The organism is Spirosoma koreense (assembly GCF_054777875.1).
The window spans coordinates 684,571-697,217 of record NZ_BAAHAC010000002.1 but is presented as its reverse complement, the minus strand read 5'-3'; the positions used below and the strand labels follow the sequence as shown (position 1 = coordinate 697,217).

Genomic DNA, 12,647 nt, shown 5'->3' with positions numbered 1-12,647 from the left:
CGCACCCGTTTGCCACTATCCCCGAAAGGACCGTTCGACTTGCATGTATTAGGCCTGCCGCTAGCGTTCATCCTGAGCCAGGATCAAACTCTCCATCGTAAATAATTGTGAGATCAGCCGAAACCAATCTCGGTGTTTATAGCCTTGTTTAGTGCTAACCTATTGATGTCAAAACGTCAAAGAACTGTCTCTCTTTCGAGATGGCGGCCAACCGTTGTTGGCCTTTATTATATTTGGGAGTGCAAAGGTACGACTCTCTTTTTTCCGTGTCAAGTAAAAGTTAAAAATAATTTTTCTTCTCTTTTACTTTTTCCCCAAACCAACTAGCTGATAAATAAGCCTTTGACCTATCTCTCACACCTTTCCTTCGATTTGGGAGTGCAAAATTATACAAATCTGTAACTTATCGCAAGCAATGCCTCAAACTTTTTTTAAAGGAATTATTCGCTCTGTAAAAATGGGTAATCATAGTGCTTAGGCGGAACAAACGTTTCTTTGATTGTTCTGGCTGAAACCCAGCGGAATAGATTAAGCGCAGAACCAGCTTTGTCATTTGTTCCTGATGCACGGGCGCCCCCGAAAGGCTGCTGGCCAACCACAGCTCCTGTGGGTTTGTCATTTATATAAAAATTACCGGCTGCGTTTTGTAATCTATGGGTTAGCTCGGACACGATATATCGATCTTTTGCAAAGATTGAACCCGTAAGTGCATATGGTGAGGTCGTATCGACCACTTCAACGATTTTATCCCATTCCGCTGGCTCATATATGTAAACCGAAAGAACAGGTCCAAAAATTTCTTCACACATGGTTCGATAAGCTGGATCAGTTACCTGCAATACAGTCGGTTCAATGAAATACCCTTTCGTGCTGTCGTAATTTCCGCCTGCAATAACCTTCACCTGATCACTTCTTTTTGCCTCGTCGATGTAGGCCGTTATTTTCCTAAAAGCGCGTTCATCAATTACTGCATTGATAAAATTACCGAACTCTTCCGTCCCGCCCATTTTAATCTCGGCCAGGCATTCTTTAATCTTTTTCTCGATCAATGGCCATAATATCGACGGTATGTACGCTCTTGAAGCGGCCGAGCACTTCTGCCCCTGATATTCAAAAGCTCCTCGAACCAGGCCAATAGCTACTTCATCGACATTAGCTGATTCGTGAACTAGGACAAAGTCTTTTCCTCCTGTTTCCCCCACGATTCGTGGATAACTTTTGTATTTGTGGATATTCGCGCCAATTGTACTCCATATTTGCTGAAATACCCCTGTACTGCCTGTAAAATGGATACCGGCAAAATCTGGATGGGTAAAAATAATGTCTCCTGCAACTGGTCCATCAACGTAAATTAAGTTGATTACACCCGCCGGTAAGCCTGCCTCTATTAATACCTCCATGATCACTTTTGCCGATAACACTTGGGTATAAGCAGGCTTCCAGATCACGGTATTACCCATGAGGGCAGCCGATGTTGGCAAATTGCCGGCTATAGCCGTAAAATTGAAGGGGGTCAGTGCAAAAACAAACCCTTCCAGGGGGCGGTATTCGGTCCGGTTCCATACACCTGGTGATGAGTTAGGCTGTTGACGATAAATTTCGTCAGCATAATGGACATTGAACCGCAGGAAATCGATCAACTCACAAGCCGAATCGATTTCAGCCTGATACGCATTTTTAGATTGGCCGAGCATCGTTGCAGCGTTGATGCGAGCCCGGTAGGGGCCAGCTATCAAGTCGGCTGCTTTTAAAAATATGCTTGCCCGATATTCCCAAGGTAAACTAGCCCACGCTTTTTTTGCCGATAAAGCAGCCTCGATAGCCTGATTTACGTGTTGCGCATCACCTTCGTAGAAATAACCAAGTGTATGCTGGTGGTCATGCGGTGGTGCAATGCGCAATTTTCGTTCAGTACGTACTTCTACCCCGCCGATATACATCGGAATATCAGTTTCCTTTTCCCGAAATTCAAAAAGAGCTTTTTTTACAGCTTGCCGTTCTGCTGAACCGGGACGATATTCTTTCACCGGCTCATTCGTCGGTGTAGGCACATTGAAGATTCCTAAAGACATATTGTTTCTATTTACGCAGCCTGAATTATGACCAATCGTGTCGAATACCGTTGCCTGCGTTGTTTGATGTGAAGTTTTATAGTGTGCAAATTTATGGATTGGCTTATTTATCCACTAATCCACATTTATCCACTCTTGTACAATTGTTTTCCACAATTGTAGGTTCCTCCTTTCAAATCATTGGGCTGATTTAGCGTATTTTGCATTCTGATTTTTATTTAGCTTATGCGATTTTACAGTACAAATAGCCCGCACAACACCGTTTCTGCCGAAGAGGCTCTCTTTCGTAGTATGCCAGCGGATAAAGGATTGTACATGCCAACGCCTTTACCCGTGTTGGGAGCCGACTTCTTCAATGCCATTTCTACTCTGTCCTTGGCAGATATTGGATTTGCCCTCAGTAAAGAGCTATTCGGTTCAGAAATCAGTGACGCTAATCTGGAAGAGATTACCCACCTAGCGTTCCCTTTCGATACCCCTGTTGTAAATCTGGAAACTGGACGAACGAATGTACTAGAACTTTTCCATGGACCTTCGCTGGCTTTTAAAGATGTCGGAGCCAGATATATGGCCGCGTTAATGTCCTATTTTTCTGCACAAAGCGATCAGGAAGTCAACATTTTGGTTGCGACGTCGGGCGATACTGGGGGCGCGGTTGCTATGGGTTTCCATAATGTACCAGGAGTTCGGGTGTCTATTCTTTATCCTAGTGGGCGGGTCAGTGAGTTACAGGAAAAACAACTGACTACTCTAGGTGGTAATGTACAGGCATTTGAAGTGAATGGCTCTTTTGACGATTGTCAGGCCATTGTCAAGCAGGCATTTGTCGATCGGGATTTAAATACCCAACTGTCGCTGTCTTCGGCTAATTCTATCAATATTTTTCGGCTAATACCGCAGGGATTTTATTACGTTCGGGCTTATGGACAGGTAAAAAAATATGGAAAACCGGTTGTGTTTTCTACACCCAGCGGCAATTTCGGTAATCTCAGCGCGGGTGCTTTAGTTCAGCAGATGGGATTACCTATTTCTCATTTTGTGGCTGCAACAAACAGTAATCATGTTGTCCCTTCTTATCTTGAAACGGGCATTTATTCGCCCCAAGCCTCAATTTCTACCATATCGAATGCCATGGATGTAGGCAATCCAAGCAACTTTGTGCGATTGAAGCATCTTTATGGCGACGATTATCATCGTTTTCGGGCAAATGTTTCTGGCTACTTCTATGACGATGAAGCAACTAGAGCCGGCATGAAACGTATTTATGAATTGTATGATTACGAAGCTTGCCCTCATACAGCTATAGGCATTATGGGTTTGCAAGCTTATCTGCACGCTTCTGAACAGAACGTAACTGGTATTGCTTTAGCTACTGCTCATCCATCAAAATTCAACTCTCTTGTGGAAGAAGTGTTAGAAAAGCCAGTGGTTGTTCCCGAACGACTTGCCATTTTAGCCAATAGGCCGAAGCAAAGTACCGTGATACCTGCTGATTATGAAGCCTTTAAAGAATCTTTATTAGCTACTGTGTAAAAGTTATCCACAAAAAAAGCGCTACAATTTAATCAGCGCTTTTTTGTGGATAATTACTGGATAACTAGTTCACTGTGTCTCCTCGCAGCGCGCGGAATCGTTTGCGTGCTTCAGCACCGAAAATACTTCCTGGATATTGAGTCAGCACTTTCTGATACGCGTCCATTGCCGCTTGTTTATCTTTTAGTCGTTCTTCGTAAATTTTTCCCTGAGTGAACATAGCATCGTCACCCAGAATGTCATTTGGGTAGCTAGCGACTATCTTTTTTAGATCTTCGAGTGCTTCAGCAGTTTTGCCCTGCTTAAGGTATGTGTTTGCCCGTAACCAAAGAACTTCATCGACAATACTGTGATCGGCGTATTTTTTCAACATTTGGTTAAGGTTATCCACAGCTTCGTCGGTCTTATTCTGGAAAAGTAATAATTCCGTATCGGCATACCAGCGCATGGCCGCTTCTGTGCTATCCATACCCGTATTATCCACAATCAGTAAACTTAACTGCTCAGCATCATTCGCTATTTCTCGCGATGTTGCCAGTTTGAGTACATCCAGTATATCTTTAGCTGCCACGAAGCTGCCTTTGAAATACTGTAGTTTAGCGTTCTTCAGCTTAGCTTCATACCCTAGTAATTCCTCTTTCTGCGATTTTTCTACCTGCGAATAAAGCAATGTAGATTCCCAGGGCTCACCTTTCAGCAGATAAATATCACCTTTATCGAGTTTGCACCGATCGACAAAATTTTTGTCTGCTTTACCCAACTCAATGGCCTGATCCAGCACCGTGAGCGCTGTGTCTTTACTATCCAGGTAATTTCCGTACAGATTAGCCGTACTACGGAGGGCTTCTAATGTCTTGCCATTGGTCCCGATTTCCTGTAGCATCCGCTGATAATCGCTAATTAGCTTACGGATTTCTGCTTTATCTACCGGATACGTGTTTTTTACCTGCTCTTCTCGTGCGTTAATTACTAACCGACGAGCAAATGGGTACAGTTGCCCTTGTGGGTAAGTGCTGGTGACGTATTCAAATGCTTCAGCAGCTGTTTTGTACTCTTTGTTATTCATAGCCAGCATTCCTAAGTCATACACGCGACTACCATTCAGCTTCAATCGTTTATCGGTAGCTTTTTCCTGTAAGAGTGCCCGGCTGAATTTCTGTTTCTGTACAAAATACCAAATCAATAGTTCATTATAAGCAAGTTCATTCGGCTCCTGCTGAATCTTGCTGTATAGAGCTTTCTCTACCAGGGGTTCATCCTTTGTGTTGATATACCCCTGCAAAGCGGCTAATACCGTTTCTTTTTTATCTGATTGTTTGCTGGTCGTGATTATTTCATCAATGGACTTTTCCGTTTGGCCTGTCGCCCGATAGAGGGCCATTAAATCCTCACTGTAAGCCGTTGGCTCTTTGCCGACCTCACGTGCCGATTCAAGCGCCCGAATCGCCCAGCGAGCCTCTCCTGCTTCGTTAAAGGCTGCTGCGATTCTTTCGAGCTTAGGTACTGATGATTTACTGGCTTGTAGCGCAGCTGTATATTGCACTTTTGCTTGTGTGGTGTCTCCCTGCTGTGAAGCTAGTTGCCCAGTCAACAATTCATAGTAGGCTCTATTTGGTTCATCGGTCCGCTGTTGCTTGCGGAGGTATTTGATGGCCTCTTCCGTTTTATTGCTTTTTTGTAAACTGTACACATACCGTGAAAGCTTAGTCCAGTTTACATCGGTCTTCAAAAGCTTGGCGTATTCATTAGCCGCTTTTTCAAACTCACCAGCTTTATAATATTCTTCGGCCAGCGTTGATCCGACCTGCCCCCATGCCAATCCGACCGATGAAAGCCACAGCAACGCGATAATGACGTTTGACCTTATTAACATTTTATATAAAAGCTTTTTTAAAGAAACGTTATTATAATCATTAGCGGTGTGGAAATGTGTACAATTAAGTTGTTCACTTTTCAATTTAACAATTGTGGATAAAAAGACAATACTAATCTCCTGTAAAGCTTTAGTTATCCACTTGTAAATCATTCATTTTTAAGTTAATAACATATTATCCACAATTGGGGAGTTCAACACTTGTGGATTTGTTAATAATTTCTGTGCACAATTTCTGCTGGGGAAAAACTGTGGAACTGATCGTGATATGTTGCCGTTTCTCCACAAAAACTTTAACCTTGCTAGGCACTGTGGATTACTTATTCATTCTTCCACACTCTATCGATACCATGTCAACAGATTTTCCACGAACATGCCATAGTTATACACAAGGTTATTCACATAAAATTTTCACTTTTTTAATTTAGAATTGACCTTTTACTTATCTAATCAAAAGGCGCTCACTTTACGTACAATCAGTACAATATCTATGCCTTCTTAAAGATGTATATCAAGCTGGATGAATCACCAGTATGTTTTGCTTCATTATTAGAAGTTAAACCGATTTGCACGCTCTTAACATAGTCGGTTTTACCAGTTTGATAGCGAGTGCTTAACATAGCAATGTAAAAAGCGTCGAAAACCATTGGCCTTTTCTGCATCAACGCGAAGCCATGTTTCTTGAAGAGTGGTTCAACTGTGGTGGGTGTAAAATGGTACAAATGACGAGGCACATCATAAGCGGCCCAATATTGTTTAAAGTAGCGAGCATCGTATGAATTAGAATTTGGTACTGCAATTAATAGATGGCCTTTACTTGCCAGCAACTTATTTAGTTGGGTTATCGATTCGTTTAAATCAGGTATATGTTCAAGTACATGCCAGAGTGTTATGATATCATAAGCATGAGACCTAGCTACAGCGCTTAAATTAGGTTTAAGCTCGATACCCAACTTGCTTTGTGCGATGGCTCTGGCGTCATTATCAGGTTCCATACCCATTACCTCCCATCCGCCTTTTTTACAGACTTCTAAAAAGGCACCCGTCCCGCTTCCAACATCTAATATACGGCCCTTACCCTTGTTAAGCTCGTTGATCAAACCTAGCTTGGATCGGAGCGTGTAATTTCGCACCAGTTTATAAGCCGTGTTGACTAAACCCTTACTTTCATCATTGTGGGAAATGTACTGCTCTGATTGGTAATACTGCCCTATTGAATTAGCATCTGGACGAGGATTTGTCAGACGGAAACCACATTGTTGGCACACTTGTATGCTAAAATCCTGATTGCTTACCAGATAATCCTTACAGATTAGAAATGGTAAGAATGATGTATTGTTACAAACAGGGCAGTTGCTTACGGTTTCCAAAATAGATGTTAGAGTTTAATAAAAAATAAAAGCCCATAACCTAGTTTAAGGTTATGGGCTAAGGTAGATACCTTATCGACCCATATAAACTAATAAAATTGAAACGTCCGATGGGCTTACCCCACTAATACGCGAAGCCTGGCCAATAGTTGACGGGCGTAACCGTTTCAATTTTTCTTTTCCTTCAAATGAAAGGGCTTTTAATCGATCATAATCGAATGTAGGATTTATGGAGAGGTTTTCCCATTTGTCCAGTTTCTCTGCAGTCTGTTTCTCCCGATTTAAATAATCTTCGTATTTTATTTCAATAACTGTCTGCTCAATTACCTCCTCCCCTACCCCATCAGGAACGTTTGGCACAAGTGATAGTAGAGCTGTCATGTCATTTAACCCTATTTCAGGACGTTTTAGTAAGGTATATAAACTCCCTTTTTCACGCAAAAGAGCACTTCCTTTAAGGGTAAGCCAGTCGTTAATCTCTTCGGGCTTAACTTTCGCTTGTCTAATCGATTCTGTTAATTGATTGGCTCCATTTCGTTTTTCAAGCATCGCTTCATATCGTTCCTGAGAAGCTAAGCCGATTCCATATCCTTTCTCAGTAAGCCGCAAATCGGCATTATCCTGTCTTAACAACGTTCGGTATTCAGCTCGAGAGGTAAACATACGATAGGGTTCCTCTGTACCTTTAGTTATTAGATCGTCAATCAGTACTCCAATATAGCCTTCAGATCGTTTGATCGTGAATTCGGCTTCGTCAATCGCATTTCTATGTGCGTTTATTCCTGCGATTAATCCTTGGCAGGCAGCTTCTTCATAGCCTGTAGTTCCATTGATCTGACCGGCGAAAAAAAGATTTTTGATCAATTGGGTTTCAAGGGTTGGCTTTAACTGCGTCGGCGGAAAAAAGTCATACTCAACTGCATAACCTGGGCGAAACATTCTTACATTTTCGAAACCTGGAATCTTGCGCAGTGCATTGTATTGTACCATTTCTGGCAGCGATGTTGAAAAACCGTTTACATACACTTCTACGGTATCCCATCCTTCGGGCTCGACAAATATTTGGTGACGATCTTTATCCGCAAACCGATTTATCTTATCCTCCACAGATGGGCAATACCGTGGCCCTAAACCTTTGATACGACCCGTGAACATGGGCGATTTTTCAAATCCTTTTTTTAATTCATTGTGTACGGCTTGGTTAGTATAAGTAATCCAGCAGCTACGTTGAGTTGTTAGTGCGGGAGTATTTGTATAAGAAAATTTTCCAGGATTTTCATCGCCTAACTGTTCTTCCATAACCTCATAATTCAAACTACGTCCATCGACACGAGGTGGCGTTCCTGTTTTCATACGTCCGGCTTCGAAGCCTAACTGGACAAGCTGTTCAGTCAATCCTGTAGCAGCCCGCTCAGCCGTTCTACCTCCACCAAAGACTTTTTCACCGATAAACATTTGGCCATTAAGGAAAGTCCCGTTTGTCAGTACAACTGCTTTTGCAGAGAACTCGACGCCCAGATTTGTTTTTACACCGACAACCTGGCCTTTCTTTATAATGATTTCATTAACTGTATCCTGCCAAAAATCAATATTTCTATTCTCTTCTAGTGTCTTACGCCATTCCCATGCAAACTGGTTTCGATCACTCTGGCATCTTGGGCTCCACATGGCTGGTCCTTTTGACCGATTTAGCATCCGAAATTGAATCATGCTTTTATCGCTGATAATACCGGACATCCCTCCGAGGGCATCGATTTCCCGTACTATTTGCCCTTTGGCCACCCCACCCATAGCTGGATTACAGGACATTTGGGCTATTGTTTGCATATTCATTGTAATAAGCAGAATACGCGATCCCATTCTTGCTGCAGCATGTGCGGCTTCACAGCCAGCATGTCCGGCGCCTACTACTATGACATCGTAATTGGAATGCATTTCTAATGATTTTGAAAAATGTTTCACGTGGAAACTTTTCACAAAATTGTTGAAAGTTGATGAAAAGTTAAAACCTCGTGGAGTGTGATAATTAGCCAACAAAAAACCGCTGACCTTTGTGCCAGATCAGCGGTTAAATAAAAACGAGCTCTTATTTACTCACTCGTTGCAAATATTGGTTCGCTTCTTTCTTATAGAATAAATTGTAGTTAGGCGTAACCGACCGAAGTACTTCAACTTGTTTAGTTTTGTTCTGGAGATTCACAGAATCAAAGAAAGGAGGAGTACTGTGCTTACTCGATTTCGCTGTTTCAGCTTGCCGCTTAGGGTCTTCTTCCTGTTGTTTAAGGGCTTTTTCAGATTCGAGTAAACGGGTTAGAATTTCGTTCTGCCGATTGATGAGATTCTGATTGACGCGTTTGTTGACTAAGTCGGTTTCAGATTCATCCATTTTTTCCATTAAATCTTTAATTTGCTTTTCCTGTTGCTTACCAGTCTCTGTACCTTTTGCATTTTCTTCAAGCTTCTTAAGCATTTGTCGGATCATAGCCTGTTCGGCCGCCATCTGAGACAATTCCTCAGAAAGCCCCCTACCCGATTTACCTCCTTTCTGAAGTTCCTGCATTTTGCCATTCAATTGCTTTTGCATTTCGCCTACGCCACTTGGATTGTCGCCTTTCTTGCTACCTTTTCCCTTACCGGGCATAGCCATCGCGTTCATCTGTTGCTGCATATTCTTCAATACATCGCTTAGCATTAAGGCAAGATTGTTAATCGATGTCATAGCAAACTGCTGCTTAGAAGAAGCCATACTCAAGCGTCTATCCCGGAGTTGCTGAACACTTTCGTCCATATAGGACTTCATATTCGTAAGCTCGCGGGTTACGAACGACTGGATTTGTACCACCCGGCTAGCTAAAGCGTTTAGACTGTCTTCTATAATTTTTGCATCATCCTGAAGCTTGAGCTGCTCCTGAGAAAGCTTCGTTACACGAGGATCCTGTAAACTCATCCCACGAAAATCTTTCATAACACGTTCCTGACCAAATGATAGGGTTATCAAGTTATCAAGGATATTACGCAGATCATCCATGTTTTCCTGCATCTCCTGCATTTCAGAAGATTGCATGGATTCTTTCATCGATTTGCTCATCTGCCGCATAGACTTGGCCGATTTTTGCTGTTTTGAGGAAGCTTGCTTACCCTGATTATTCTTCATATTCTTGGTAGCTTCCTGCATGTTGTTTTCAATATCCTGCTGCTCATTTTCCGAGGGTTCAGGTTTATTGAGGTCTTCTTTCTCTGCTTGCTTTTCTAGTTCTTTAAGTTGTTCCTGCGTGTTTTTAAAATCTTCCTGTGACTTTTCCTGCGCTTTTTGCTGATCCTGAGATGTTTCATTTTGCTTTGAATTTTCTTCAGCCTGCTTTTCTAGATTTTCGGCTTGTTTCTCAAGATTCTCAGCGATGTTGTTAACCTTCTGCTCCAACTGCATTTGTTTAAATAGCTTTAGAGCGCGGTCCAGATCTCGTTCCAGATTACGTTCTTTCCGACTAAGCTTATCGAGCATGTCCGACGCTTTCTCATCTTGTTTGCGCTCCAGCAACTGTTTGAGCTGTTCATACAACTGCTTTGATTCAGGATCAAGCAGGTCATTGAACAACTTTTTAAGTTGTTCCAATTTGTCCTGCATGGCCTGATTTTTCTCGGCAAACCGCTGTTGTGTATCGTTGGTTTGCTGGAACTGCTCCTGCAGTTTTTGAATTTCTTTGAGTAGCTCTTCACGCTTTTGTAAGATATCCTGGAGTTGTTTTTTGTCCTGAAAATCGGAAGATTTTTTAGTACGCATACGGTCTTCCAACTGACTCAACTCCTTCTTGATGGCCTGCGTCTTACTAAGTGCATTGTCAATTTGCTGCTCCGTCTTCTCCGCTGATTTGCTGACTTGTTCCTGAATTTCAGCATTCGAAGGCACGACAAAATTTAGCTGATTGGAGCGACTGGACTTTGGACCATTTACCCCATCATTATCCCAAACCTGAACAAAATATTCAAGCCGATCTTCCTGACCAAGCCTTAAGCTATCGAGTGACCAGTTATAAATAAAGTTCTGGCTCGTGGTGGATCGGTTGACCGGAATATCACGGCTGTATTGGGGAGAAGCCTTACCATTACGAGTGATTTTATAATTCAGACGGAGCTTTGAAAAACCGTAATCATCCGATACAAGTCCCGATAAAGCAATGTAGTTGTAGGTAACAGTGTCCTGAATTCGATCGACTGAAATTTGCGGAAAGCGATCAGGAATCACCTGAACATTGTATTGAATTACCGAAGGGGATGCAATCTGTTCGTTCTTTAGAGATACTGTATACAAGGAATTTTGCATTACCCGGCGGTTCAGCGCAAAAGTGTTATTATCAATTAATCGAGCAGAAACTGGCTTGGGGTCGGTATTAAAACGCAATAAGAGTGAGTCAGTATGATCGGCAGCAAACTCCCAGTTTACGACTGTTCCCTGTGGAACCAGTAGATTGCCTACATTAGAAAGCTGTTCGGTAGGCTTGTTCAGATAAGCCGGGTAAACGAGCCTGACGTTAAAGGATAAAACGGCTGGTCGATCAATCAATTGCACTTTATAACTTGATGAATTATATCCGGCTGCTTCCAGATGAAAATTCAAATCGCGCTGAAGATTATCGAAGGTATAATTAAACCGATCACCTGCCTGGTCTAATTTGAACCGGGTACCGTTAGCCACCACATAAACAGCCTGTGGAAGAGCACTACCCGTTAGCTTGACAGACAATGGGAAGTCTTCGTTTCGGAACGCCTTCAACGACTTATTCTGGACTACAAATTGAAAAGGAGCTTCATCAACAAACTCTTCATTATAATGAACAAGTCGGGTCGACGACTTTGCAAAAAAGGCTGGGTTAAGGATTAGAATCAGTAGAATTAAGGCCAGCGGAGGAATGGCATATTTTAAGAACTGTCGGTTACGACTGATCTGAATGGCACTCGCAAACCGATTGATGAGCAGTTGTTGTGACCGCTGATTAAGGCTGGCCTGAAGCAAATCACTTTGATCCGATGATATTCGCTGGAGCTGTAAAGTGTTTAGTAGCTTATCTCCTACTTCAGGAAAAAAAGTACCGATTTGCCGGGCAGCTTCATCGTTCGAGAGAGGTCTACTGAGCCCATATAAACTCATCAGTGGTCGAATAATCAAGAGATACAATCCGGCTAGAATACTGATTATAAAACCAAAGAATAGTGCGCCCCGGCCTATGGTATTGAAACGACCAATAAACTCAGCCGTGTTGATCAACAGGTATCCGGTACCAAGCAGAGCTATAAAAAAAAGACTGCCTTTCACCAACTGGTTCTGGAAGTAACGTTTTTTATACTCGTCAATACGTTGAAGTAACGTTGAATAAGCAGTTGATGATTGCATAGAATTCAGGTCTAAAAAGTTAAACCAAGAGGTTTTCGAAATACTGAATTACATACTGTTTTAAAAAATTTTCCTGAGCTAAAAGATCACCGTGTGGAACTGGCTTAAGTTGTAAATATTGGGGCCAGCCGTCTTTGTCATGTCCTTCAAGTTTGTAATAGCCATCCTGACTCAAGACCTGACAGACGGCTATATGCATTAAATCCTGTTTAGCTTCCTTTGAAAAACGTTTAGGCCCTGTGCCTAATTCTTGCACACCTATTAAAAACAAAACGGCATTTAAGTCCGCCGGTCGCTTACCAACCAGTGTCTGTAACTGATTAAGTAACTCTTCCCAGGATTTATTTATACTTTTTTCTTCCACAACGTTTTTTGAATTTTACTTCTCTCTAAATTACAACGATTTACGG

At 42.2% G+C, this 12,647-nt stretch carries 7 protein-coding genes and 1 rRNA gene; 1 reads left to right on the top strand and 7 read right to left on the bottom strand.

The genetic code is table 11. The features are described from left to right. Together ACYVC2_RS03455 and pruA are read right to left on the bottom strand one after the other, a co-directional pair. Positions 1–99: ribosomal RNA gene (locus ACYVC2_RS03455) — 16S ribosomal RNA — on the bottom strand; the annotation flags it as partial. A gap of 341 nt (positions 100–440) precedes the next feature. Continuing rightward, a complete protein-coding gene (gene pruA / locus ACYVC2_RS03450; protein ID WP_461100879.1) occupies positions 441–2,072 on the bottom strand; it encodes an L-glutamate gamma-semialdehyde dehydrogenase in 1,632 nt (543 codons plus the stop codon). Between the two features lie 225 nt (positions 2,073–2,297). On the opposite strand from pruA, the gene thrC reads away from it, so the two are divergent. Continuing rightward, positions 2,298–3,605, top strand: coding sequence for a threonine synthase (gene thrC / locus ACYVC2_RS03445; RefSeq protein ID WP_461100878.1), 1,308 nt, complete (start codon positions 2,298–2,300; stop codon positions 3,603–3,605). Positions 3,606–3,669: 64 nt separating this feature from the next. Here the strand turns inward: thrC and ACYVC2_RS03440 are convergent, their stop codons facing one another. The 5 genes from ACYVC2_RS03440 to ACYVC2_RS03420 form a co-directional block, all read right to left on the bottom strand. Next, positions 3,670–5,478, bottom strand: a complete 1,809-nt coding sequence (locus tag ACYVC2_RS03440; RefSeq protein ID WP_461100891.1) for a tetratricopeptide repeat protein — start codon at positions 5,476–5,478, stop codon at positions 3,670–3,672. A gap of 488 nt (positions 5,479–5,966) precedes the next feature. Continuing rightward, positions 5,967–6,848 carry a class I SAM-dependent methyltransferase gene (locus ACYVC2_RS03435; protein ID WP_461100877.1) on the bottom strand — a complete coding sequence of 294 codons (882 nt, stop codon included), beginning with the start codon at positions 6,846–6,848 and terminating at the stop codon, positions 5,967–5,969. Positions 6,849–6,920: 72 nt separating this feature from the next. Then, the gene (mnmG, locus tag ACYVC2_RS03430) at positions 6,921–8,783 is read right to left on the bottom strand and encodes a tRNA uridine-5-carboxymethylaminomethyl(34) synthesis enzyme MnmG (protein WP_461100890.1); all 1,863 of its coding nucleotides are present in this window, start codon (positions 8,781–8,783) and stop codon (positions 6,921–6,923) included. Positions 8,784–8,934: 151 nt separating this feature from the next. Then, positions 8,935–12,237, bottom strand: coding sequence for a DUF4175 family protein (locus tag ACYVC2_RS03425; RefSeq protein WP_461100876.1), 3,303 nt, complete (start codon positions 12,235–12,237; stop codon positions 8,935–8,937). A 19-nt stretch (positions 12,238–12,256) separates the two neighbouring features. Next, complete coding sequence (locus tag ACYVC2_RS03420; RefSeq protein WP_461100875.1) at positions 12,257–12,601, bottom strand: hypothetical protein; 345 nt, start codon at positions 12,599–12,601, stop codon at positions 12,257–12,259. Positions 12,602–12,647 lie beyond the last annotated feature (46 nt).

Coding starts and splice junctions, on each gene's coding strand:
- pruA (WP_461100879.1), bottom strand. CDS start 2,072: ATGTCTTTAGGAATCTTCAATGTGCCTACACCGACGAATGAGCCGGTG.
- thrC (WP_461100878.1), top strand. CDS start 2,298: ATGCGATTTTACAGTACAAATAGCCCGCACAACACCGTTTCTGCCGAA.
- ACYVC2_RS03440 (WP_461100891.1), bottom strand. CDS start 5,478: ATGTTAATAAGGTCAAACGTCATTATCGCGTTGCTGTGGCTTTCATCG.
- mnmG (WP_461100890.1), bottom strand. CDS start 8,783: ATGCATTCCAATTACGATGTCATAGTAGTAGGCGCCGGACATGCTGGC.
- ACYVC2_RS03425 (WP_461100876.1), bottom strand. CDS start 12,237: ATGCAATCATCAACTGCTTATTCAACGTTACTTCAACGTATTGACGAG.